Here is a 25,690-nt window from a genome sequence, read left to right on the forward strand (position 1 = left end):
TAATACAAACAAACGTTCCCGTCAATGAGGTGGTTAATGATGTTGAGTATTGGGTTGAAACCAGATGAGACCCAACTGGTGAAGGATTATATTTTATTACCCCTTTTACTTGATGTGTTAGAGCATGACCGTTCGATTCTATGCAGAGCAGATTTAAAGACCCCGGAGCTAACGAATGCGATGATCGACCATTTGCAGGCAGCCGCATTATCCGATTTAGCCCAGGCTCGCAGAAAAATGCGCGAATACGCCATTAAGGTGTACGAGGATCGAAAAACAAAGCTTGGCATTGAGGTTGAATTCATCTGCAGAGGGTATCATCACAAGCTGTCCATACTGTGGGGGCTAATTGAGGCAGAGATCGAGCAGAGATCGTACACCTACCTGGGGCTAAAAATCGCAGATAAGGGGAGTACGCTGTGAAATCATCTAACCGAGTGATCATGTTAGGGGATTGCCAGTCCTTTTATGCATCTGTTGAGAAAGCAGACCACCCCGAGTATCAAAACCGCCCGTTGGTCGTTGCAGGGGATCCGGAAAGACGTTCAGGCATCGTGTTGGCTGCTTGTCCGCTCGCTAAAGCAAAAGGAATAACGACAGCAGAGCGATTAGGAGAGGCACTATCCAAGTGTCCCGACCTTGTCGTCATCAAACCCAGAATGCAGAAGTATATTGACGTCTCGATGCAAATCACGGAGATATACAAGAGTTATACCGATTTAGTTGAGCCTTACAGTATCGACGAGCAATTTTTAGACGTTACCGGTTCGCTGCATCTGTTCGGCACACCGGATGAGTTAGCCAGAACCATTCAGCGTCATATCATGGATGCCACGGGTGTGTACGCTCGCTTCGGCATCGGCGAAACCAAAATCCTGGCTAAAACCGCCTGTGATAACTACGCCAAGAAAAATCCGTCCGGCATCTACACGTTGTCCAAGGACTCGCTTCCGGATACCCTCTGGAAACTGCCCGTCAGCTGCATGTTTATGGCCGGCAGCAAGATGACCCGCCACTTTAACGTCATGGGGCTGCCCACGATCGGCAGCGTGGCTCAGACGCCTCTTGCTAAATTGAAGCAGATGATGCGCCGTAAATTCGGTAAAAATTCCGATATTTCAGCCGAGATGTACTGGCGAATTGCCAACGGAATCGATGATAGCCCGGTAAGGCCAGGCACGCACCAGGTTGACCCTAAATCGGTTGGACACATGATGACCCTCCCTCGCGATTATACCAAGCTGGAAGAAATCAAGGTCGTACTGCTGGAGCTGACGGAGTTGGTTTGCCAGCGATGCCGCGGTCTTGGTTTTATGGGGCATGTGGTGTCGGTCGGTTGTATGGGGGCAGACTTTGACCGCCCTACGGGATTTAGCCGACAGATGAAGATGGAGGATCCATCGAATATTACGAATCAGGTTTACCGCTGGGCATGCCGGCTGCTTGAAACGTATTGGGACGGCCTGCCGATTCGGCGGGTCGGTATTAGCTTGTCACAGTTTTCCCCGGATACGGAATACCAATTGTCATTGTTTGATACCGAACGGGAGCGGTCGATGGCACTGGAACGGGTGACCGATGCCCTGAAAAATAAATACGGGAATTCGATTGTGATCCGAGCCGTATCCAAAACGGACGCAGGCCAAGCGCTGGATCGATCAGCCAAGATAGGAGGACACTATAAATGACAACACGAAAAAAGCTTGAGGGCAATGGTCTGTGGGAATCCAGTCGGATGATGCTGCCGGAACACAAAGAAACCATCATTCGCAGGCAGCTGGAAGAAGGCCGGAAAGGCCGGCCGACGCTGGATCCGCAAGAAATGGAATTAATCGAGGGGGCGCTCGCCGAGTCATTTCATGAACACCGTATGATTACCGTAAGGCTATTCGATGAATATGAGGACACGGAATTGACAGGAATTGTCGTGCTGATCCATACGTTTAGACGGGAGATCAAACTGTCCGTTCCCGAAGGTGCATGGCATTGGATAAAAGTAGATAATATTACTTCCGCAATCACATTTTGAAAAAGAAACGCTTATCGGCATATAGAGCTGATAAGCGTTTTTTTTTTAATTCAAATATTTTCTGATTTTTTTAGGATTGTACCAACGGACTATTAGGCTTCGAGAAGTAATCGCTAAACCAATCACATCTGAGGGCTTACGTATATTTTCGATAAAATGTTGGTGAACCCCCTAAAGCCTTAAATAAATAATACTATAGTTTATGTTCGAAATTAAAACTCCATGAAGATCCTATGCCGTCATATATAGTGCATTTTAGATCAGCACCAAAGAATCTGTAAACAAGGCTGCTGACGTATATTGGTTTCCAAGAAGATGGCACTGCTTCTCCATTAGGTGTAGATACTGATCTGTCAGTAATTCCGTTTTTTGCTCGATCAAACAAAGCTTCTAATTCAGTAATTTCCGACTGGGTGCTTAGAGTGATTGGACCGTCATTAGCATGCACTAAGGAAGCGAATGAAGACATTAGGAAAATCATTAACACAACGAAAATCGATTTCCCTCTCATTTTCCCCACAATAATCCTCCTCAATTGGAATAATATACCTTCTATGTAAATACACATTTCCTAAAAGTGGTTATCAATTAGTAGGACAAATTTCTCTTAGGAGGGATCGTATGTGGTACAAAAAAAGGGCTGTTCATTTATTTATCAAATTTTTACTTCTTATCATAATATTATGTTTATTTAGAGGAATGACGGATGCAAGTGTATTAAAGGCTTCTGGAGAGTTTAAATTGTTTAACTGGTATGGACCACCCTGGTTCTTTTGGGCTTTGGGACTAGGTGTTGTATTAAGAGCACTTCATGTTGGAACAGGATTATTTAGGTCCAATAATTGGAAGTTGGATAAAAATCGATTGTTGTTTCTCTGTTTGCCGATGATCCTGGTTACAGTCTATTTATATATCCCCAACATTAAAAAGATTCCTCTACCTTCTGATTTCTATCTTCTAGCTTTTGATATTCATCATGGGCAGCTATTTCTAAATTTATTAGGTTATTTCTTATTGGCTTCATTTGTAAGAGAAAGGAACAAAGAAGACTAGAACACCACTTTTTTGGGGTTAAGCAAAGGCTTGGTACAACGAGCATCACTGTGTCCGTTCTGATATATGGATTAGAAAAATAAATCCTCTGTTTTGGGACAAGAGCTTACTTTAAGTGGCTCCTCTGCCGGAAGCAACGTAGCGAGGAAAGTGATTCAGGCCTGAAATCAATAATATTCTTGTTGAAGGTAAAGAATGGTCGTCACTTAAATAAATAAAACAAAAGGTATCTTCTAACCGAAGATGCCTTTTGTTTTTAGAATGTAGGAAAGAGACAAATTTGAAGTTGGAGAGCAGCCCCTTTGGTCGCAACGGATTTACTGATTTCATCTTTTTGCGAGCTATATGGGAGCGCCTTAAATTCTTGTTGTTCAGTTAAGCGAATCAATCCGATTATTATTCAAATCGCATTCCACCATCAATTATCAAATAGCTCAGGATACATTTTTACAATATCAGCATTTAAGGCTCGATCCTCTGTTTTTTTATTTTTAGTGATGGATATGGATTTTTTCTAGTCCTTCTTCATCCTGGAAGGTTTTATAAGTGCTTTTAACAGCAACTTCAAAGTACTGTTTTCTGAGTAATTTAATTTCGTTCTCAAGCATTTTAATCTGGTCTTCCTTTAAAGATAAGTTAGCGGCTAAGTCTTGATTTTGCAAAAGGATTTTATCTGACTCCTTCACTTTTTGATGCAAAGCATTTAGCATCTCATTGAAATGAGATAACGCGCTAATCAAGCCTGATTTATTATTCCAGTAGGTTTCCACAAGTTCCACAAATTTGGTAAGGGTAGTGGAGTTTCAGTTTCTGTATTTTCCTGCTGTACGGGCTCGTTAACCATTTGCGATTTGTTCGGACATTCTTCTTTTCCATATAAAACGGTTTACCCCAGTCTCTCTTTCCAGAATGGAGGGGGTTGATCTTCTTCCCTGGATTCTTTGATATATATTTTAACAAGATGTCTTTTAATTGCTTATCCGTATATTTTGGTGGTGCACCTCTTTTCATAATTCGTCCTCTAGTAAATAAGAATCAACTATCGCCTTTTGGTCCATTAATCTTTGCAGTTCATTACTCGCCGAGGATAGCCTTGCTTGGCAGTTTGTTGATATGTCAACGTTGCATAATCGTAATTCATAGATTTTGTGACATATCGTATGAGTTCTAATTGTTCCTTTAATCTGCTTTCTAGGGCATCAGAACAATCTTTCAACCAGGCTAATCCCTTTTGTTTGTCTTCTGGTGAGAAAAAAATAAAATTCACAAAACCGACAATCCCCGACCTGACAGCGAGTTGGGTGATCCGTACAATAGCTATGTTCCAGGGGAGTAAGCCGGCATCTCATGAGGAAGTAACGGTCAACAACAACGCCTCGAATATATCGGACAGAACTTTTGTTCTTCCACATAATCTCCCTCCCTCGTATTAGCTTGTCACAGTTTTCCCCGGGTACGTAATACCAAATGTCATTGTTTGATACAGGACGGGAACGGTCAATACTCTGTCAATCGAATCTTTCAAATCTAACGTTTGTTGACTATAGTATCAAGTTTGTTATCTGGAAGCACCGAATCCTTCTCTTATACAATGAAATTAACAAAAGCACGACAAGCGAGATTACACCGTAAGGAGTGACAGACATGAGCTCTCAAGCCGAACCCAAAGATAAACGAAAGCGCTTACGAATTCGCTGGCACAAGCAGGATACGGAACTAACCCTCTTGGCGCTGCCGACCACGATCTGGTACATCCTGTTTAGTTTCTTACCGATGTTCGGGATCATTATCGCCTTCAAAAATTTCAGGATTAGCGGCGGCTTCCTGAGCAATGTGTTTAACAGTCCATGGATTGGCCTCAAAAACTTCGAGTTCCTGTTCAAATCGAATGACGCCTGGATCATTATTCGAAACACGATTGGATACAACATGATCTTCATCGTGCTGGGCATCGTGCTGCCCGTTCTATTCGCCATTATGATCGGACTCCTTCACAGCCGCAAAGCCAGCAAAGTCTATCAGACGATGATGTTCCTGCCCTATTTCCTGTCCTGGGTTGTCGTATCCGCCGTAGGCTGGGCGTTCCTGAGCTTTGATAAAGGGATTGTTAATCAAATGCTCGTCACGATGGGCAGCGATCCTATCAACTGGTATATGGAGCCGAAATATTGGCCGTACTTTCTCATTCTCTTGAATGTTTGGAAAGGCTTGGGTTACGGCATGGTCATCTATTTGGCAACCATCACAAGCATTGACAGCACTTATTATGAGGCAGCTGTAATTGATGGCGCTTCCATTTGGCAGCAGACGAGATTCATTACATTGCCCATGCTCAAGCTGGTGATCGTCATGATGTTCATTCTGGCGGTCGGACGCATATTTTACACCGATTTTGGCTTGTTCTATCAGGTCACACGAGATTCCAATTCACTCTTCAACGTGGCGACCACCATCGATGTCATGGTGTATAAGCAACTGAAAACCGCCACGGTAGGCATGGCATCCGCAGCCGCTTTCGTTCAGTCTGTTCTGGGGTGCGCAACTATTCTGGCCGCTAACTGGATTGTTCGCCGAATCGATCCGGATAGCGCGATGATGTAAGGAGGCAACACGATGACATCGAAATCCACTTACGAGACAGGCCTAGAGAAGTTTAACCGTACAAACAAAGCCGTCAACGTTTTTTTTAACCTGATCTTTATCATCTTGGCTCTGCTCTGCGTCATGCCCGTAGTCGTTGTTCTATCCATTTCCTTCTCCAGCGAGGAGTCCATCCGCGAGACCGGATATCATCTGCTGCCGGCTGCTTTGTCGGCCGAGGCTTACGTCTATATCATCAAGCAGGGAACGATGATTCTGCGGGCGCTCGGCGTATCCGCTCTCGTTACGGTGGTCGGCACCGTGCTTGGGGTATTGCTGACCGCCTCCATGGGTTATGTTCTCTCTCGCCCAAACTACAAGCTGAGGGGCTTTCTGACCTGGGTAGTATTCATCCCTATGGTATTCAATGGCGGCCTGGTATCCAGCTACTTCATCAACACGAATTTGCTGGGGCTGAAAGACAGCATCTGGGCACTTATTCTGCCGCTCGCCGTTTCATCGTTCAACGTGATCATATGTAAAACCTTTTTCAAAAGCACGATTCCCGATGGGCTGATCGAATCTGCCGAAATCGATGGTGCGAGCCAGCTGCGAATCTTCTTCTCCATCATCATGCCGATCTCGCTGCCGGTCATCGCCACCATCGGACTGTTTCTCTGCTTTGCTTACTGGAACGACTGGTTCCAATCGATGCTGTATATCGACAACCAGAACCTGTATTCCCTGCAAGCGCTGCTCAACAGCTTAATGAGCAATGTGGATGCACTCGCGAAGAATGCAGCGAGTATGGGCGTAAGCTACGCTATGCTCGTCGCTACCATGCCGAAGGAATCCGCCCGCATGGCGGTCGCCATTCTCATCGTACTGCCTGTAGCATTCGCCTATCCTTTCTTCCAGAAGTATTTTATTTCCGGACTGACGGTCGGCGCCGTGAAAGGCTGACGACGAAATAAGCCAAGTAAACCTTGGTTTATGATAGATATCACTATACAACGCTCAGGTAATTTAACTACAAAAAAGGGGGAATTGAAATGAAACGAGCATTAAAGTTCATCTCTACACTATGCGTGCTGACGCTCATGTTGACCGCTTTGGCAGCTTGCGGCGGCTCGAAGCCTGCATCAACGACAGACGGATCCCAAGCGACACCGGGCACATCCAATGACACCGCAACAACAGATAAGGATATCCCGACGTTGACCTGGTGGACCATCGGCGGCCAAGTGCCTAATAATTTCAGCAAAGCGGTGGATGCCATGAATGCCTACACGGCCGAGAAGATTGGCGTGAAGGTCGACATCAAGGTAGCCAGCTGGGGGGAATGGGACACCAAAATGAACACCATCGTGAATACCGGCGAGCCGTTCGACATCATGTTCACGAACAGCGGTAAATACAGCAAGCAAGTGGCCATGGGCGCATTTGCCGACATTACGGATCTGGTTCAGAGCGAAACGCCCGACTTATACAAATCGATTCCCGGGAAGGTATGGGAAGGCACAAAAATCGGCGGCAAATATTATTCCGTTCCGACTTACAAGGATTCCGCGCTGACGCAGTACTGGGTATTCGACGATAAATATGTGCAAAAGTACAATATTGATATCAACAACATCAAAACATTGCAGGACCTGGATAAGCCCCTTCATGACATGAAGGCCGGCGAAGGCAAAAGCTTCTATCCGCTGCCCATGACGCAAGGCGAAGGCTTGAACGGATTCTTTAACCACTATGACGATTTAACCCTGGGCTTCCCTCCCATCGGCGTCAAAGCGGACGACGCATCGCGCACGGTTGTCTCCGTGCTGGAGCAGCCTGACGTTATGGCCAATCTGAAGCTGCTGCATCAATGGTACCAGGATGGCATCATCAACCCGGATGCGCCGACGAAGACGGAGAACGACAAAGGCAGACCGTTCTTTGCAGCCCAGGCATTCCCGGGAGCCGAGGTCAGCTGGCAGATCAATGACGCCATCGAGAAGTACGATATGGTTCAGCATTACGGGCCGATCTATACAACCAGTACGATTCAAGGCTCGCTGAACGCGATTTCGGCGAATTCCAAATATAAGAAGGAAGCATTGAAATACCTTGAGTTGGTGAATACGGATCCTAAACTTCGTAATATGCTGGCATTCGGCGAGTTGGGCGTTGATTACAACAACGTGGATGGCGAAAAGGTGATTGAGCGTACATCCGATACTTGGCCGCTGGCGGCTTACACGCAAGGCACGTTCTTTAATCTGGCGGTTACGAAAGGCGCTCCTGAAGATCAGTGGGAGCAGGTTAAAAAGCTGAACGATGCTGCGACCTCCTCCACCGTCCTCGGTTTTGCGCTGGACATCACCGATCTTCAGACCGAAGTGGCGAACTGCCAGGCCGTGTGGGATAAATACAAATATGAGCTCATTACGGGCGCTTCCGATCCGGAGAAAATGGTGCCGAAGATTACGGCCGAATTAAAGTCGGCCGGTATGGACACGATCATGCAAGCCGCCCAAGAGCAGATCAATAATTACTTCAAGTAAATTCCTGCGCATCCCTTATTAGGACACTCTTAAGGGATGCTTTTTCCATCCTATCTATGAAGCTTGGCGTGAATCGTGTTACATTGAGATAAAGCTGCGCATATTTAAAGCGACCTGCTGCAATTGAGGTGTCGTATGGGCTCTTTTTTACAAATCAAAATTTATCGCCACAAGTTTATTGCCTATGTCATCTTCGTCGTGGCCATCGGTCTCACGCTTGGCACGCTGACCAGTGCCATGCTGCTGAATCAATGGGTGGGCAATGCCCGGATCGAGGCGGCTAATGCCTTCTCGCGTGTTGAGAATGAGCTGCAGTATGATGCCGACCGAATTGAAGCTTACATGCAGCGTATTTACTCCAATCCCGGTCTTATGGACGATGCCCGCAGCTTTTTAAGCAGCAGTGCGGAAGGCTATTTAACCAGCAGGCTGCAGAACAGCCATTTCTCGCAGCCGCTCGTTTCCTTTCCCGAGGATGTGAAGACCTATCTGTACAGCTGGGCGCAAGGCGAAATCACGCAGATTAGTCTGCATACCGGCAAGTACGGCAATGTCGTACGTTTTAATGAGCACGGAATTGCAAGCTTTACCTTCGGGCTTCCGAATACGGACGAGGCGTTCCGCGATACCATCATGAAGGGCTTCGTCTATCGCAAGAAACTGTCGAATCCGACGCCGGGCGCTCAAGAATTCGGGGAAATGCGCTTCTTGGTCAGCAGCGATCAAATCTTTAAATCGATACGAAACTTTCGATTTGGTAATGCTGCCGCCGTTAGTGCTACTGGCGATACCTACCTCATCGGCAATGGACAGGACCAGGACTTGGAGGAAATATCCCGTCTGGCCGAGGCGGATGGCCGCAGCCATGGTTTTATTTCGAGAGGTGTATGGAAACATATAATGTTCGTCTCCTTTCCATCCACCAAATTTAATTTCAAATTCATTAGCATCATTGATTTATCCATGCTGATTCGGCAGCATGCCGGGATGTTGGTCACCATCTTTCTGATCGTATTGACGGCCATGGTCAGCGTCCTTCTTCTCATTGCATACAATATGCGGGACGACGCCCTCTTCCTGCGCCGCATCATTCAATCGATCGGACGGGTGAAAATGGCCAATTTCACCCCCAACCGCCCTGCCCGCTATCGTCGGAACGAATACGGCATGATCGCCCGGGAATTAGACGATATGATTCAGCAGCTGGACAAGCATATCCGCAATGAATATCTGCTCAAGATCAAACAGCAGGAAACCGAAATGAAAGCGCTTCAGCATCAAATCAACCCTCATTTTTTATACAATACGTTAGAGGTTATCCGCTCCACTGCCCTTGTGAATCAGGACCGGGACACCGCCGACGCCATTGCTACGTTAGGTACGCTCTATCGTGAAATCGTCAAAAAGGAAAATATTATTTCTATTGCGAGCGAGCTGGAATTGCTGCAGAAGTACTTGGAGATTATGGAGTTTAAGTATCCCGAGCGTTTTTATTATCAAGTGAATGTAGAGCCGGCGCTGCTGCACATCCCTACCGTAAAGTTCTGGATGCAGCCTTTGGCTGAAAATTTTTTTATCCACGGTTTTAACGCGAATCATGAGTTTAATTTGTATGTCGTTAACGGCTATGAAGCCGAAGATTGTTACGTACTGGAATTCGTGGACAATGGACGCGGGATTCCTCCGGAGCGTTTACGTAACGTCCGAAGCACAATGTCTAATCTTGATGAACCTTCTTCCCATAGTATCGGGCTGCGCAACGTATATACGCGCCTTCACTTTTTCTACGGGAGCGGCTTTTCGATCGAGATCGAGAATAACGAGGAAGCTGGAGTCAAGATTTCCGTGCGGATTTCAAAAGAGGTGATTGAACATGTACAAACTGATGATTGTGGATGACGAACCTCAGATTTTGGAGGGAATGAAGCGAATCCTGGATTGGAAGCAATACGGATTTGGCCGGATCGAAACCTGCGAATCCACGGAGGAAGCCATGTCCAAGGTGGTCGACCTGCTGCCGGATGTCGCCATATTCGATGTTTGCATTGGCAAGGAGCTTGGATATGAAGCGATCCGCAGGCTGAACGAATTTCAAATTCCTACGAAATATATCATTATGAGCGGCTATAGTGAATTTACATATGCCCAGGAAGCCATTCGGTGTGGCGTCAAAGACTATATGCTCAAGCCTGTGGAACGCACCAAGCTGCAGCAAGTGATTGAGAAGATCATCGTCGAGGATCTGGGCGGTTCGATAGGTAGCAGGAACGGTGAAAGCTTGAACCAGGATCCGGTGCTTGGTGTAAGCTATGACAGCTTATCCAAGCTGGTCAACCGCATCCTGCTGATGATCAGAACAGAGTATGCTCAGAATATCACGTTGAAATCCGTAGCGGAGCGTTTCCAGATGAACAGCACCTACCTTGGACAATTGTTTCTTAAAGAAACCAACATGAAGTTTTCCGAATACCTCATGGCTTACCGAATGCTTCTTGCACAAGAACGAATTCAATCAACAGATGAGAAGATTTCCTACATCGCCTTTTCCGTCGGCTACAACAATCTCAACTATTTCTATACGCATTTTCACAGCTTTTTCCGAAAATCTCCTTCAGAACTGCGAGGAAAAGGGTAACAGCGAACGCGGCGAAAAAAGGAGGATATCGATGATGTTAAAGCACCCAAGGCCCAAGCGCATCTTCATGATCATCAGTCTCATAATGCTGCTGACATCATTTACAACCGGCTGCTTCCGACAGCCCGGATACAATAGCGAAACCTATGATGGGGACACGGTAAATCTGGTCTATTATACGATCGGAGAGCCTGACAAGGATCTGCAGCTCGTCAATGATAAAATCAATGAAATCATGGCTCGTAAAATCGGTGTGACGATCACCTATGTCAAGGTAAGCTGGCAGGAGTATGAGGATCGGCTGAACACACTCATATCCGCCGGCAGCCCGTTTGATATTGCCTTTGCACCTGAGTATGCAACTACCGCTATGCGCGGCGCCTGGCTGAAGCTGGATGACTACCTTGCCGGCCTGGGCAAGGAAATGTACGATGCCATTGACCCAACCTTTTGGCAGGGGGTACGGATGAACGATGGCAGCATTTACGGTGTGCCGACCAATAAAGAGTTAGCCGTGCTTGATCACTGGATGTACCCCGCTTCCATCGTGAATAAATATAATATCGACATTACCAAATACAATACGCTGGAATCGCTTGAGCCGCTGCTTCGGATGATTCATCGGGAAGAGCCGGCCTACATCCCCATGGAACTGGATCGGGATTCCCACAATTTCTTCACTCTCCATGGATACGAATATATTATGAACCATAAATTGCCCTTGATGATCAAATCACTGGACCCGAGCGCTCAGGTGGTGAATATCTTCGAAACCAGGGAAGCGCGGCAGGTGCTGGATACGTTGCGGCGTTACTACAAGGAGGGCTTCATTAATGAGGATGCCGCGCTGCGAGAGCCCGGAGGACTTAAACGCGGGGCCAAAGTGTTCTGGAAGTCTTCAGGCGGCGGTCCGCTCTCGGAGACGACTTGGAGTAAGGATCGCGGCTACAAGATTGTAGCCCATCCCGTAACCCCAAGCACCGTCACGACGGAATCCGTTCGGGGAGGCATCATGGCCGTGAATGCCAACACCAAACATCCCGTAGAGTGTATTAAATTTTTGAATTTACTCAATACGGACCCCGAAATACGAAACTTATTCAACTATGGAATTGAAGGCGTGCACTACACGCTGGACGAACAGGGGCAAGTCGTTCCAAATACGGACAAGGACAGCCATGGCGACCCGCTCCCGGATGCGCCTGCAAGCCGCTATTCAGGTGTACAATACACGCAGGGAAATTGGTTTATCCTGAAAACCATGGGCGGCGATAACCCGGATCCCCTCGACAAGTGGGATCAATTCCGCAAGTACAACGCTGGCGTCGTCAAGTCCACCGTGCTCGGCTTTACGCCCGATCTATCCAAGCTGACCGCCCAAACCGATAACATCGAGATGGTCTGGCATAAATATTATCCGAGCCTCATGACAGGCTCCGTCGATGTGGATGCGATCCTCCCCAAGTTTAACGCGGAGCTGAAGCAGGCAGGCATAGACGACGTGCGGCAGGAAGTGCAGAAGCAGCTGGATGCTTGGCGGGAAATGAGATGAGTGCTGGCAGCTTTTGCTTCACTGAACGGAGGGAGAACAGCCATTGATATTCTGGACTACGGATTTGGAGGTGTGGGCACAGCGGGTTCTCTCTCGCGGCCAAGCCGCCGGCTTGCCGTTTCCCTGCGCCCCGTCGCGGGGACGTGGGCTCTGGCTTTGGCCAAACCGAACCTCGGCATGTTGTTGTACAGGCATTCATGCTGCCCTTCCTGGACAAGATAGGTTTCGTGGAAAATCCCTACGTCCCCTCCCGTTCCAACTTTGCGGTTGAAATCCCGCCATGCCTTCAGGTGATTGGCTCCGTGACGGGCATAATGCTCCAGGTGTTCAAAGCTTCTCCAATATTGAATAAGTGTAAGTCCCCGCCCTGAAAAATGGTAGGTACCGTCCATGAACCCGAGCTCCTCCTTGTTCCGGTACAGCTCCTGAAGCATCGGGGACATGGCGTTCATGACAGGCAGCCACTTATGCACCGCCCACCATTTGTTAATCCGAAACCCGATCACGAATACAACGAAGGAACCGTCCATGTGTGCGGTATATCGACCTGGAATCACTTTACCCATGCTTGCTCACTCCCCTTCCTTTACTTCAAGCAGACCCAGATGCGTTTCATAAAAGCGGCCAATATCCGTTGAATTGTACAATTGAGCCGTCAGAAACGCGCCATAAAAAATGGTGAAACAGATCTGCACGGCTTGCTCCAAGGTAATATCTTTGTTGAGCCTTCCGACTTGCTCTTCTTCCTTCATCAACTGCTGGAACAACGCATACATGTTAGGCGATTGGCTTCCCGCTTCCTCGTGACGGGGAAAAAGCAGCGATACTTCCGCAGGGCTAAGCTCCGGCATGCAGGGCTGCATGTTTTGCTCCGCAAGAAAGGAGATCAGGCTCGGCATCATGCCCGGTCTTACGTGATGCTCCTGGGCTACTTGGGACAACAGATGCCGAAAAGCCTGAAACCCTTTCTTCCCTTCTGCGTCGATCTCGATGATCCGCTCGGTCAGCCATACCCGCATAAAATAAATCAGCAGATCCTCTTTGCGTTGATAGAACTTAAAAAAAGTAACCTTGGATATTTCTGCGCGCTTGCAAATGTCCTCCACCATGACCTGGCTGAACATCCGGTCCCTCATCAGGGATATTCCCGCTTCATACAATGCGATTTTGTTCTTGGCTTTCTTTAACTCCCGTAATGAGATATCCGAATCCATCGTGATTGTACCTCCGTTAAATTAACTCATGTAAATAAATTAACACAAGTTAATTTATTTTGTCAATACCGCCAAACAGACAGACAAAACACCCCTAACATCAGCGACACTGATGCAGGGGTACGGCATACTTTCAAGGCCCGGATAAAATATCAACGGTGACAGGGAGGAAATACATTTGAGGTAACTAGCTACTCCCATTTATCGTAGGCTGCGTGCAAATTGACTTCGGACAGGAGCCCTTTTTGCAGCTGTGGATTCGGAACCATTCGGTTGTACTTTATAATTTTTTGATTAATGGCCTCTAACTCTGTCTCTGGAATCGCAGTCGACTCCGGACGCTCCAAAAGCCGCTTGATGTCGGCAGCGATTTCTTTTCTCAGCTCGACCCATGCGGGCTGGTAATTCGCGTTCTTCATAATCCCGGTTAGAACATCCCCGTCTTCGATCTTAATCGGCTTTCCCTTCAACGGCGAATCGTCAAAGCCGCCTTCCCTGGCAAATTTGTCGATGGCCGATTCCAGAAGCCCGCTGCTGGTCGACATGGGGCGTCGTTCCTTTTCTTCGCTATGATCTTCTTCAGAAGCAAGAGCTGAATTTTTTGGATCATCATTCCGTTCCATTTTGGTCACCTCCGTCTTACATATCAGGGAAATACATTCTCTCCTTCGATGAAATGTCGAAGATCCCCCCTTGAATTATCCAAAATATAACATACCATTTCTAAAATTAACAGTTCGTTTCAGCGTATACCGCAGATCATTTTGGATTGTCATGGTTCTTCATGATATCAACCTGTCCGCTCGTTATGCGGATCATATTGCGCTTCATAGCGGATTGCTTGTGGCTGAGGGGGCTCCCTCGCAAGTCATTACGAGCACCATGATCAAAGACATATTCGGGCTTGATTGCTCGGTAATCGAAGACCCCGTGTCAGGCTCACCCCATGTGATACCCAAAGGACGATATCATGTTCTATGATGTAGTGGATTCATTTTCTAGAAACTAGGTCTTTTACTGCACCTATGAAAGCAGCCGGGAGTAATGTAACGGTAAAAATGGCAGTGAATAAGTTATGTTCTTGGGTTTTATAAGGTGTGAACCATTCCGTAAATAACTTCGATTCAGAAAAATCGGCAAATAATGACTCTTCTTTAACTTTAAATGGGGTCCACAAGGCATTATCAAACGCGATAAACAGTATTTGTAATACAATGAGTCCCCCTAAGAAATACATCCAGCTTTTTATCCGGGAAGAACCAGCTTTATGTTGTGTATCTTTCAATGGATGCGCTCTCCTTTTTTATCATTTATTACTTCATCATGCATCCGCGGGGACTCTTATAAGTCTTTCCTCTTAAACAGGCTTATCGTTAAGAAATAGGAAGCAATGAATACAACGACGATACCGATTAGAATCAGAAGTAATGTTTGATCGTTTATGAGGCCTTTCTCGCTCACCCTATTCATCAGCACCGCTGCAGGTTGTGCCAGGATAATTAAGGAGATCATAAATACGGCATTGATAATTCCGGCTCCTTTTTTGCTAAGTGCGTAAAAAAGAGGCATATAGATAGAGATGAGAACAAGCAGCATTCCTACGGAAACCAATAAGGACATCACCGTATAGTCCGGCTTGTCAAGCTGTGGGAATGAAAGATCAATGACCCAGTGAATCCCGTATGAAGCAATGACTCCAAACAGTGTATACACGATGGCTGTTATGTATTTGGCCAGCACGATATGTTTGCGACTAATCGGCAGCGTGACCAGAAATTTATGGTTATGGTTCTTGATATCGATCATCGTAGCTAGAATAATGGAGCCGAAAGCCGTATAGATTCCTACAAAATAGATAGACATTTCACTTTTTGGTATAAAAGCGATGCTGAATACAGCGAGATAGAGAAGAATCGTCCACAGTGAGCTTTTTAAAGCGATGAAATCTTTACGAAGCAAATTAAGCATGGACTCTTCCTCCCTTGGCAGTGAAATACATGATGTCTTCTAAGGTTGGTTTTTCTAAAATAGCATTATTGCTAAACAGCTGCGCGGCCTTGCGTCGATTATCTACCAAGCCTTCAAAACCAAGCGTCGTCTCACGAATCCCGATAAATTCCTTTCGAATATCCGAATCAATCAGTTGCATATCGCCCTTCACGATCGCGTATCTCTCAAGCACATCATCTTTCGCTTCATTGAATACAAGTTTTCCGTCATTGACGAAAGTAATGTAGTCAGCAATACGGTCCAAATCCGTCGTAATATGTGTCGAGAAGATAATCGTGTTTTTTTCGTCCTGCATCATATCCGCAAGCAGATCGAGCATTTCCCTTCTGAACACAGGATCAAGTCCCGAAGTCGGCTCATCCATGACCAGGAGCTCAGCCTCATGGGATAAGGCAACGGCAAGGGCGAGTTTAATCTTCATTCCCTTGGATAAATCTTCAACCTTCTTCTTAGGGGACAATTCGAATTGTTCGAGGTAGCGGTTAAATTTCTTTTCATTCCAATGGCTGTAAAAAGGTGCGATCATTCTCTTCGTATCACGAATCGTAAGATGCTCATAATAGAAGCAATCATCCGAGACGATGCCGATGCGCTGTTTAATGTCGACTTCATGTTGAGGCATATCCAGACCGAGTATTTTTACACTGCCGGAATCGGGACGTACCATACCGAGCATCATCTTGATCAAGGTGCTTTTACCAACACCATTCGGACCAATGAGTCCGGTAATGTAGCCTTGTTTCACATCCAGAGATACATGATCGACTTTGAAAAGAGGGTATGTTTTCGTTAAATTTCGTAATTCGATTGCATTCATGGTGTTTGTTCCTCCTCGAACAGTAAAGTCAGATGATCGATTACATCTTGTTGACTCATGTTTAATTCCTTGCTTTCTCGAATGATATGGATCATTTTCTCTTCTAATCGCTTCATGCGCTGCTCCCTGATAAAATCTTTATTTGCCCCTGATACGAAGCAACCCTTGCCTACGACCGAGTCGATTAGCTTTTCGTTCTCCAATTCTTCATAGGCACGCTTAGTCGTAATAACACTAACCTGCAAATCCTTAGCGAGCTGCCTTATAGAAGGGAGACTGTCGCCTGCGCGCAATTCTCCACTCAGGATACTCTGTCTAATCTGGTTCATAATCTGTATGTAAATCGGATCGTTCGATGCGTTGGATAATATGATTTTTATGCCGTTCACCTCACTGCTGTTAATTAAGTGCATACCGTATATATATAATATATACACTATACCCTCTTGTGTCAATTCATCCATCTGGGCAGTGATTCTCGTCCTCTACGATTGTTAACATAAAAAAGCCGCGGGTTACGCGACTTCATATGGGGATATATGCTTGTCTTCGACAGGGCCATTATTGGATATGACTAAAGCAGCCGCCCCTTGTGTCAGGAGCGGCTGCTTTAAGTTTAAACTGTATTAACACTAGGGATGATATTGGGGTCTCGGCGTTACGATCAAATTTTGATCGGTTATTTTTGTTTTCGGTCCTCATTCATTTTTACTGTAACTCTTGTAACATCTTCTGCATTTATTTTTCCGTCCTGGTTCACGTCCAGCTTCTGCAAATCGCCTACCGGTTCTTTTCCTATATGCCTTGCCACCAGCCTGATATCATGATGATCTACGGTTCCGTTTCCGTCCACGTCTTCGGGGATCGTTACTTTCGTTCCAATATGGATTCGGGACAAGTAGGTGCGGTCCGTGCCGTCCGAATAATACAGATATCCGTCATCGCCTATCGTAAAGCTGTAAGCACTTGTTACCTCTCGATACTCCAGGGTAACCGGATCAATCGCAATGAGCTTGGAGCCGAAGAGCGCATACAGTATACCGTCGGCATCCCATTTCAGCGGAACGGAAGACCATGCACCGTAATTGAACGATCCCGTGTGAACCTGCTTGCTCTTTACAATTTCCTTACCATCCGGGTCCATCGCGAAAATGGTACCGTTAACGGCTCCCCAAATCAGCCCATCATGGGGTCCTACTGTCAGTCGGCCGATAAATTCAGGTTTATCTATGCCTTCGATCTGTGGTGACCATTCCGCTAATTTCTCTCCAGTCAAGGCATTCATGGTAAACATTTTGGCTTCCTCTGCCGTCGGGTTGCTTCCGAGGCCGTTGTTAATATTCGTTGAACCGAAGATTATACCGTCTTTATAAGCAAGACCTACCACACTTTGATCTTGAACAACGTTTCGTATAACCTTCACGCCTGTCTTGTTCTCGGCATATGCGCTTGGATCAATGATCGTAACGGCTCCTCCATTAACCCCATATGCGGATACACTCCCAAAATAGATACGTCCGCCGCCGGATGTCGCTTCAATTAAACGATCCTGATGGGCCTCAGGGTCCACCTGCAGGAATTGGGAGGGATTGCCGTTACCCGGCACTCTGGTTTGGTCATATTTATGAATATAGGCTTTGGGATACACTCCCATATACATGGCATTGTCATGATACACCATGCTGTCGGCCTGACCCAGGGAAATCGAAGTCACCTGATTCCGGTCCGGATCATAAACAGCCCCTGTACCTGCGCCCAATGTGCTCATAAACAACTGGTTATCCGAGCCTTTTTCAATGACGTGAATATTCAGCGGCGTCCCTTCAACGACCGGACGCGTAGCCGTCATCCTGTTCTGCGTAACGTTGAAATAAACGATTCCCCCGCCAAATTGCATGGTAACCAGATTCATGCCGATCAGATCCGGATTCTCATGCTGATCGATTTCGACCCAATCGGCGCCTCTAAGCCCGCTGCCATAGGCCATGCCGGTGGAGCCGATCTCACCCGTTGCCAAGTTGAAATATTTTAACGTGTTATCCGCAATGAAGTAGACTTTGTTTTCATAAGAGTCCGTAACATGCAGACCGGTCACATTGGATAACACAACGTCCAGCCAGCTGGAAGACTGGAGATCATAGACATACATATTTTTGGATTCGGAATATCGGGCGAATATATAGCGGTTGTCAACCAGATTCATATCGTACACAAAGCCGGTTTCCTGTTGATCCATCAGCGGCTGCGCTATATTCGTTTTGCTTCCGGTCGCTAAATCCAGTTTGATGATTTGACCGTGCGCCGTACCGGCATATATATGTCCTCCTGCTTCATCCAGTGCGATTGATCTTACGTATTCTTGCGGCTGGTTTCCTAGCATTCTGCCGTAATCTTCCGTAACGGTTCCCAGAACGAGATCGTATTTAAATACCTTTCCGCCGGGATAAGTACCGATATAGGCATTCCCCTTGCTATCGGTAACAAGTGACCACGGGCCTTCGTCAACAAAGTCGTGAACCAGGTTGATCTCTTTGGTCTCGGTTGAATACAGCCAGAGCGTTCTATGTGATGTCACATACACATGCTTTCCGTCCGGTGTGACTTCATGGTGCCAGGCATCTCCGCCGCCGCCCTGCAAGATCGATCTATAGATCACCTTATTCGTGGTCATGTCTACGACATTGAATTGGGCAGGAGAGCCTTTTACCGTTGTAAACATAACCCTTCTGCCATCCTGTTCCCCGACGGCCCCGTCATAGATGCTGATTCCCCGAATGGGTTGGGCCAATCGTTCCGGCTCCCCATACACTTTATCCTCCAACCGTACGGGATTCGATAAACCTGCATCCATCCATGCTTGTGCATTTATCGGTTTAGCCGGGAGGATGGTTGTCATGCAAGCACACGATAGCATCATCAATAAACCCATCTTCACTTGGATACGCTTCAAATTTCCGCACCTTCCTTTTCAATAGAAGATATTTCAACCGTATAACCCTAACTTGATAGATGTTACTGAAGTGCCGATGCATCCCGAATCAAATAGGCTGCAGCTTCAGATGAAATATGCTTCCCCGTTTGGGCGTGGACTTGATTGATAAATGCTGCGATGTTCCCTTTGGTGGCCTTCGCAGCAAGGCTGTTCGCAATACCAGGATTATCGATCCATCCCTGTTCAGCGAATCGATACACAAGCTTTTCCAGACTCTCGAAACTAGTGACGATATGGAAATTCATCTCTTGAACGGATTCGTTTCCTGCCAAATCGGCTGCCCGTATCGTAAGCGTGTGCTCGCCCAGAGGGAGTCTGAATAACGGGAGGGCTGATTGATGATCTACCCGCTCTCCGTCCAGAGTGATGACGGTTCCGTCCGTATCCATACCCGACCATTCGTCCTGAAGTTCGAAATCCAGCTTCAAATCATCCGCAGTGCTGATTTCTTCGGGTATGTCCGATTTCCAGCGGATTACGGGTCCCTCGCGGTCCACATGCAGCTGAAGCTTACCCGGTGCCTCCTCGTTGCCAGCTTTGTCAATGGACCGATAAGTAAGCACGTGACGTCCATCCTCCTGCACATGCAATGGCGAACCATCGTAGCTGGTCCAGCTTTCTCCTTCATCCCAGGAGTATAAAGTGGATTCAATCCCGGCTCCTTCATCATAAGCCGACAGCGTAACCGTTACAGGGCTAACGAACCATCCATCCTTTCCATCAGGCTTCTCCGGATTGGTCGCAGGTTCTGTCGTTGGGGCCTGGGTATCCTCTTCTTCAGCATCGGAGACGGGAATCATGTACATTCGTGTTTCTTGCGCATAATAGATGTTTCCGTCATCTCCCAAGGTAAAGAGTGCCGATTTGATTCCCAGTTCTTTATGCTCCAGCGTGTCGGGATTCAATATGGTCAGCTGACCGTAGAGGTCAGTATAGAGCAGGCCATCGTTCCCCCATCTGAGATGGATCGGCCTCCACATCCCGTAGTCCGTGACACCCGGATAAATGACCTTGCTTTTAACGACCTCCTGCGTAGCAGGGTCCACCGCAAACAAAATGCCGTCTGCTGCTGCCCAGAGGAGTCCGTCTTGATCGAAGGTCAGCCCGCTGATCATGATCGGGGATTTAACGGCGCCCGGAATATCAGGCGTGAATTCGCTAAGCTTTTCGCCGCTAACAGCATCCCACACAAACATTTTTGCTTCCGACTCGGTTGGATCGATGCCCAGACCGCCTCTTATGCTGGTCGAGCCGTAAATTTTGCCGTCCCGATAAGTCAGCCCTACGATGCTCTGGTTGTGCACGACATGGCGATGAACATCAAACGTTTCGGAGGCCGGGTCGTATGCCACAAGAGCTCCGCCCAATTCTCCGTAATACGGGATCGTCCCGAAGTAGATTTTGCCTCCGCCCGTAGTCTGGACATAAGGACGATCTTGGTCTTCCTCCATGTAGAATAAGGATTCCGGATTGAGGTTCGGCTTGTTCGGATCCGTTTGAACGGGAAGCGTTGTATCCAGCTTGCGAATCTCCGCTTTGGGATAAATGCCAAAGTATACGTCATTCCCAAGCGAGCCGATGCTTTCGGCTTGGCCCATCGGATACGTCGAATGAGTGCGCGTAACGGGATCGAACACGCCTCCCAATGCGGAGGTCATGCCGCTTGTATAGATTTTGCCGCCCGGTCCTTTCTCCAGAGCCTGAATAAGTGTGGGTTGCCCTTCGGCAACTGCAGGCAGCGTCTTATGAATGCCGGACTCGAAGTTGAACAGTGCCGTCTTCCCTCCGAATTGGATCGTCACTAAAGTCTCACCGGGAAGCTCCGAATCATCCGGAAAACGGACCCAGCCGGTAGAGCGGAAACCCGTTCCATAAGCAATCCCCGTATCCGTGACCTGCCGCGTCGTCATGTCAAAAGCTTGAACCTTCCGATTTTGGACGAAATACACTTTTCCTTCGCGTTCGGGCGACACATCAAGGCCGCCGTATCCGCTGTATACCTCATCCAGCCAGACGCCCCTCGCCATATCGTATATAATCAATGCGGTTGTTCCATTGCCGTTTAAGTAAGCGAAAAGGTAATCCCCCCTGGCATCCAGGCCATACACAAACGGGAGACTACTTACGCCCGGTACGTCCCGAATCGGCAGTTCTGTCTTGTCCCCGGTAACCGGATCGAGCTTGACGATATGGCCTACCGTGCCGATACCTGCATATACAATACCATCCGCATAGGCAATAGAACGAACATACCCTTGGCCTTCTACCATGGTTCCGTAATTCGTGAACGAATTCGTTTTGGGATCGAATTTAAACACCTTGGCGTTGGGATACGTCCCGCCGTATACATTCCCTTGCTCATCCGTGACTAATCCCCAGATAGAGGTTTCGCCTGGTATCGCGGGTCCCAAATCATCAAGTTCTTTGGTCTGGGGCGAATATCGGTAAACTTTGGATTGACCTGCTATATATAGCGTTCCGTCTGGAGCAATGGTCTTAGCCCAGGAGCTGTCGGCATCCGGAAGCGGGATCGTCCGGAGCAGTTTGTTGTCCACGAGGTCAATAACGTTTAACATGGCCGGCTTTCCATTCACCGTGGTATACATGACGTCACGACCATCCTCTTGACCATAAGCGCTTTCAAAAATGGCAATCTGCTGAATAGGAGCTCCCACGGAAACAGGGTCCCCGAATTGTTTGTTGATTGACGATTGAGCTTCTACAGGCACTGGTTGCAGCGAAGACAATCCTAATAGGGTTATCGTAAGTATGATCAACTGGGTTTTGAACGGCACGATATTTAATTTCATCAAACTTCCCCTTTCGAATATGATTTAGCCTAGCGTTTGGAACAAACGATTGCCCCTCCCCTCAATTAACCTACAGGACGAAACAAGTATGGACTCCATTTCGTACTTGCTCATCATTGTAAAAATACTCAAGGGTTCCGTAAATGTCTCATTTTCAGAGATTTTGATTTTCTCCAAGTAGATTTGATGAATCCTTAAACATCCCTCAGGCACGGAGGATTCAAAAGTGGTGGAAAATACAAATGAAGTGGAGAAATCAAAAAAACCGAAACCCTTAAATAAGGATTTCGGCAATATTGTGGCAACGGTTATCGAAGCTCACATTAAGCTCTGCGAATCGTAAATTCAAAGGACATGTCCATCGAAGGATCGATTTGATACTCCTCATGAACCGGAGCCCCCCAGCTGTCGTCACCCCCAACCCCCATTTGCCGGCCGGCGATGGTAACAACGGTATGGTGAACGTTCGGCAGCTCATAATGATGCGTCGCGTTCTCCAGCTCAAATGCGGTATACGGCGATATATTGGCTTCTACCGGTGCTACCGATGGTGCCTCAATCGTGATGCCATGACCTTGATCGCTGGTTATGGATACCTCCCGCACGCCTGTACGATTGCCCGATTCCTGCGGTACCAAGTATGCTGAAACTTGATCCGCCGCACGATTCCGGAAGCGACACAATTTAGCTCCAAATGCACGGTCGATATAATTCTCTTCCGGCCCGTTCGCATACCAATCCAGGTTGTTGTAGTCCGCCGGAACTTTGAAGGTAAGAGCAAAGATCGGCAGCTTCGGCAATTCCGGTGCACCTTGGTACCCCGACTTTACTTGAATGCTTCCATCGGTGAACACCGTATAAGATACGCGGACCCTTACTTCCTCGGACACGCTCAGTTTATACATATAGGTCACGGTCGCGTGATCCGAGTCTTCCGTAAGCTCGCAGCTTAACATTCTCCGAGTCAGGCTAGCAGCATACCAAAGCGCAGAATCAAACGGCAGTCCGGCCCCTTTATCGTTATCCGTCATCGCTCTCCAGAAGAGCGGAGCGGGCGGCGAAGAGATCATCTCCCGTCCCGCATACTTGATGGATATGAGGGTCCCTGCCTGCTTCGAGAACATGACGGAGAAATCACGCCCATGAACGCCGATGTTTACATCCCCTTCAACTACACGGAAATCATTCGCAGCCTTATCAGGCGAAACATCTGAACCTGGTTGCAGGCGTTCCCTCACTTGAGTAGTGCTAGACTTATCAACAGCCAACGGATTCTCCTCTCGGAAAACAAACTGTCCAAAAGCCATTTCATAACCGGCTTTCGCCCACAACGAATCCTTCTTGAGCACGAGTGAAACGTCTAACGCATACTCACCAATCGGAAGCCCTACCTCAGGCAATTCCAGCTTTACATATCTCTCTTCACCGGGTCCAACCTGGGTGCATACCGCTCCGCTGTAGATTTTCCTGCCTTCATTATTCAGGCAATATATAACATCATAAGCATCCAACGAAGCGAACAAGTTCTCATTTCTGATCGTGACGCCATAACGATCCGGGGTCAGCTTGACGTTCTGATACAGGAACTTCACTTCCTGCATTTTGGGGGTCCATGTCCGATTCGCATAAACGATGCCGTTGCCGGAGAAGTTGTAATCGGTTGAACGATCATCAAAGTCCCCTCCATAAGCCATAAAAGGCTTGCCGTAACGATCATGTTTCACGATGACCTGATCCATGAAGTCCCAGATGAAGCCGCCTTGATACATCGGATATTTCTGCTCGAGCTCCGTGTATTTATGCAATCCGCCGACGGAATTGCCCATGGCATGCATGTACTCGCAGCTAATATAGGGCTTGGAAGGATCGTTTTGCAGATACTGCTCAATATCCGCCGGTTTTGCATACATGCGGCTCTCCATATCGCTCGCATCGTCATATTTCCGATTATGGAACACTCCTTCGTAATGGACCAGCCGGCTAGGGTCCCTCTCCCGGAACAAGTTCGCAACGTTCCGAATGACTTCTCCGGCGTAAGACTCATTGCCGCAAGACCAGATCAAAATCGATGGGTGATTCTTGTCCCTCTCGATCATGGAAATGGCACGGTCCAACACGATATCCTGCCATTCCGGCCTGCTGCCCGGTATGTTCCAGGATGGCTCAACGGCCCCCATTTTCTGCCATGAACCATGCGTCTCCAGATTCATCTCGTCGATGACGTACACGCCGTACTCATCACACAGCTCGTACCACATCGTCTGATTCGGATAATGCGACGTCCGTACGGCGTTGATATTCGCCTGCTTCAATGTCTTGATATCCCACAGCATATCCTCTTTCGTAATGCTGCGTCCGCGGCGGGAATTGAATTCGTGCCGGTTGACGCCTTTGAACACAATTCGCTTGCCGTTTAAATGCATCACCTTATCAATCATCTCGAATTTGCGAAAACCTATCTTTTGCGGCACGACCTCCACAAGGTTTCCGGATGCGTCATAGACGGATACGTACAATGTATATAAATTAGGCTCTTCTGCGCTCCACCGCTTGACCTTACCTGCAGCTAACGCAATCGATGCCGTTTCCCCGGAAGCATCGGTCTCCCCCCGGACCACTGAATTTCCTGCTGCATCCTTGAGCTCTAGGGCTAATCTCGAAGCCGGCTTTCCCCTCAACTGCATGGTAACCCTCAGCGTTCCACGTTCATACGTTTCATCCAAATCGGTTTGAACATGCAGATCCTGCACATGAACGTCAGGTACCGTGTACAGATACACATCGCGAAAAATACCGGAAAAGCGCCAAAAATCCTGATCCTCCAGCCAGCTTCCGGTGCTGCGTTGATAGACCTCGACAGCCAGCTTATTCTCGCCTTCCGTCAAGTACGGCGTGAGGTCGAAATCGCTCGGCGTAAAGCTGTCTTCGCTGTAACCGACAAACTCCCCGTTCAACCATACATAGAAAGCCGATTCAACTCCCTGAAAAGAGATATACAGCGGACGCTGCTGCCAGCCGGCAGGAACGTTGAAAACCTTCACATAGCTGCCCACGGGATTGTGGTCCTCTGAGATCATCGGGGGTCTAAGAAACTCCTGACCGTCCCATGGATACATCGTGTTCACGTACTGCGGCTGCCCATAACCTTGAAGCTGGATATGTCCGGGAACCTCAATATCATCCCATCCTCTGCAGGATTCTTCCGTTTTATAAAAATCCGCTTGGCGTTCCTTGGCATTACGGGCGTAACTAAACTTCCAGCTCCCATTCAGACTGCGGCGCCAAGGCATCTCTCCAAGCTGTTCGGCTTCCAGCATCGATTCGTAATACCGATGATCGGAGTGCGCGGGCATCCGGCCTACCGCAAATACACCGGGGTCGGACAACCATGCAAGACTTGGCGCGACTCCTCGTTCAACCTGCTGTTTCATCTGTTTTCCTCCATTTTC

At 47.7% G+C, this 25,690-nt stretch carries 22 protein-coding genes and 1 pseudogene; 11 read left to right on the forward strand and 12 right to left on the reverse strand.

Annotated features, from left to right (window positions below):
- Nucleotides 1-36 precede the first annotated feature (36 nt).
- The 3 genes from AK95_RS28810 to AK95_RS28820 are packed head-to-tail and all read left to right on the forward strand — an operon-like array spanning nt 37 to nt 2,029.
- Nucleotides 37-423: a YhjD family protein gene (locus AK95_RS28810; protein WP_235613244.1), complete on the forward strand. Its 387-nt coding sequence runs from the start codon at nt 37-39 to the stop codon at nt 421-423.
- A complete protein-coding gene (locus AK95_RS28815) occupies nt 420-1,688 on the forward strand; it encodes a DNA polymerase IV (protein WP_083397752.1) in 1,269 nt (422 codons plus the stop codon). Before AK95_RS28810 ends, AK95_RS28815 begins: the two co-directional genes overlap by 4 nt.
- Nucleotides 1,685-2,029 carry a YolD-like family protein gene (locus AK95_RS28820; RefSeq protein WP_071223340.1) on the forward strand — a complete coding sequence of 115 codons (345 nt, stop codon included), beginning with the start codon at nt 1,685-1,687 and terminating at the stop codon, nt 2,027-2,029. The genes AK95_RS28815 and AK95_RS28820 overlap by 4 nt, the downstream gene beginning before the upstream one ends.
- Before the next feature lie 193 nt (nt 2,030-2,222).
- On the opposite strand, the gene AK95_RS28825 is transcribed toward AK95_RS28820, so the two are convergent.
- Entirely contained in the window at nt 2,223-2,549 is a 327-nt protein-coding gene (locus AK95_RS28825) for a hypothetical protein (RefSeq protein ID WP_071223341.1), read from the reverse strand.
- 101 nt (nt 2,550-2,650) lie between these two features.
- Here AK95_RS28825 and AK95_RS28830 point away from each other — a divergent pair, with 101 nt between their 5' ends.
- On the forward strand, nt 2,651-3,082 hold the full coding sequence (locus AK95_RS28830) for a hypothetical protein (RefSeq protein WP_071223342.1): 432 nt from the start codon (nt 2,651-2,653) through the stop codon (nt 3,080-3,082).
- A gap of 491 nt (nt 3,083-3,573) precedes the next feature.
- On the opposite strand, the gene AK95_RS35005 is transcribed toward AK95_RS28830, so the two are convergent.
- Nucleotides 3,574-3,852: a hypothetical protein gene (locus tag AK95_RS35005; protein ID WP_235613245.1), complete on the reverse strand. Its 279-nt coding sequence runs from the start codon at nt 3,850-3,852 to the stop codon at nt 3,574-3,576.
- An 874-nt stretch (nt 3,853-4,726) separates the two neighbouring features.
- On the opposite strand from AK95_RS35005, the gene AK95_RS28845 reads away from it, so the two are divergent.
- The 6 genes from AK95_RS28845 (at nt 4,727) to AK95_RS28870 (ending at nt 12,398) form a co-directional block, all read left to right on the forward strand.
- Complete coding sequence (locus AK95_RS28845; RefSeq protein ID WP_071223345.1) at nt 4,727-5,683, forward strand: ABC transporter permease; 957 nt, start codon at nt 4,727-4,729, stop codon at nt 5,681-5,683.
- Between the two features lie 12 nt (nt 5,684-5,695).
- Entirely contained in the window at nt 5,696-6,625 is a 930-nt protein-coding gene (locus tag AK95_RS28850; protein WP_071223346.1) for a carbohydrate ABC transporter permease, read from the forward strand.
- A gap of 89 nt (nt 6,626-6,714) precedes the next feature.
- On the forward strand, nt 6,715-8,211 hold the full coding sequence (locus AK95_RS28855) for an ABC transporter substrate-binding protein (protein WP_071223347.1): 1,497 nt from the start codon (nt 6,715-6,717) through the stop codon (nt 8,209-8,211).
- Nucleotides 8,212-8,346: 135 nt separating this feature from the next.
- Entirely contained in the window at nt 8,347-10,110 is a 1,764-nt protein-coding gene (locus AK95_RS28860) for a sensor histidine kinase (RefSeq protein WP_071223348.1), read from the forward strand.
- Nucleotides 10,085-10,846 (forward strand): response regulator transcription factor, encoded by a 762-nt coding sequence (locus AK95_RS28865; RefSeq protein ID WP_071223349.1) that lies wholly within the window; start codon nt 10,085-10,087, stop codon nt 10,844-10,846. Before AK95_RS28860 ends, AK95_RS28865 begins: the two co-directional genes overlap by 26 nt.
- Before the next feature lie 31 nt (nt 10,847-10,877).
- Complete coding sequence (locus AK95_RS28870; protein ID WP_235613246.1) at nt 10,878-12,398, forward strand: ABC transporter substrate-binding protein; 1,521 nt, start codon at nt 10,878-10,880, stop codon at nt 12,396-12,398.
- A gap of 56 nt (nt 12,399-12,454) precedes the next feature.
- Here the strand turns inward: AK95_RS28870 and AK95_RS28875 are convergent, their stop codons facing one another.
- The 3 genes from AK95_RS28875 to AK95_RS28885 all read right to left on the reverse strand — a co-directional run bounded on the left by AK95_RS28875 (nt 12,455) and on the right by AK95_RS28885 (nt 14,235).
- Nucleotides 12,455-12,964, reverse strand: coding sequence for a DUF4188 domain-containing protein (locus tag AK95_RS28875; protein ID WP_071223350.1), 510 nt, complete (start codon nt 12,962-12,964; stop codon nt 12,455-12,457).
- A gap of 6 nt (nt 12,965-12,970) precedes the next feature.
- Complete coding sequence (locus tag AK95_RS28880; RefSeq protein WP_071223351.1) at nt 12,971-13,612, reverse strand: TetR/AcrR family transcriptional regulator; 642 nt, start codon at nt 13,610-13,612, stop codon at nt 12,971-12,973.
- 191 nt (nt 13,613-13,803) lie between these two features.
- Nucleotides 13,804-14,235 (reverse strand): DnaJ family domain-containing protein, encoded by a 432-nt coding sequence (locus AK95_RS28885; RefSeq protein WP_071223352.1) that lies wholly within the window; start codon nt 14,233-14,235, stop codon nt 13,804-13,806.
- A 145-nt stretch (nt 14,236-14,380) separates the two neighbouring features.
- Here AK95_RS28885 and AK95_RS35010 point away from each other — a divergent pair.
- A pseudogene (locus AK95_RS35010) lies at nt 14,381-14,593 on the forward strand (ABC transporter ATP-binding protein); the annotation flags it as partial.
- A gap of 10 nt (nt 14,594-14,603) precedes the next feature.
- On the opposite strand, the gene AK95_RS28890 reads toward AK95_RS35010, so the two are convergent.
- From AK95_RS28890 to lacZ, 7 genes are all read right to left on the reverse strand, one after another.
- Nucleotides 14,604-14,897, reverse strand: coding sequence for a YfzA family protein (locus AK95_RS28890; protein ID WP_074961970.1), 294 nt, complete (start codon nt 14,895-14,897; stop codon nt 14,604-14,606).
- 56 nt (nt 14,898-14,953) lie between these two features.
- Entirely contained in the window at nt 14,954-15,580 is a 627-nt protein-coding gene (locus tag AK95_RS28895) for an ABC-2 transporter permease (protein WP_071223353.1), read from the reverse strand.
- Nucleotides 15,573-16,439: an ABC transporter ATP-binding protein gene (locus AK95_RS28900; RefSeq protein ID WP_071223354.1), complete on the reverse strand. Its 867-nt coding sequence runs from the start codon at nt 16,437-16,439 to the stop codon at nt 15,573-15,575. Before AK95_RS28900 ends, AK95_RS28895 begins: the two co-directional genes overlap by 8 nt.
- A complete protein-coding gene (locus AK95_RS28905) occupies nt 16,436-16,819 on the reverse strand; it encodes a GntR family transcriptional regulator (RefSeq protein WP_071223391.1) in 384 nt (127 codons plus the stop codon). Before AK95_RS28905 ends, AK95_RS28900 begins: the two co-directional genes overlap by 4 nt.
- 299 nt (nt 16,820-17,118) lie before the next feature.
- Nucleotides 17,119-19,389: a dockerin type I domain-containing protein gene (locus AK95_RS28910; protein WP_071223355.1), complete on the reverse strand. Its 2,271-nt coding sequence runs from the start codon at nt 19,387-19,389 to the stop codon at nt 17,119-17,121.
- Between the two features lie 62 nt (nt 19,390-19,451).
- Nucleotides 19,452-22,241: an OmpL47-type beta-barrel domain-containing protein gene (locus tag AK95_RS28915; RefSeq protein ID WP_071223356.1), complete on the reverse strand. Its 2,790-nt coding sequence runs from the start codon at nt 22,239-22,241 to the stop codon at nt 19,452-19,454.
- Nucleotides 22,242-22,564: 323 nt separating this feature from the next.
- Nucleotides 22,565-25,672 carry a beta-galactosidase, LacZ type gene (gene lacZ, locus AK95_RS28920; protein ID WP_071223357.1) on the reverse strand — a complete coding sequence of 1,036 codons (3,108 nt, stop codon included), beginning with the start codon at nt 25,670-25,672 and terminating at the stop codon, nt 22,565-22,567.
- Between the last annotated feature and the right edge of the window lie 18 nt (nt 25,673-25,690).

Source organism: Paenibacillus sp. LC231, assembly GCF_001860525.1.
GTDB lineage: Bacteria > Bacillota > Bacilli > Paenibacillales > Paenibacillaceae > Paenibacillus_AQ.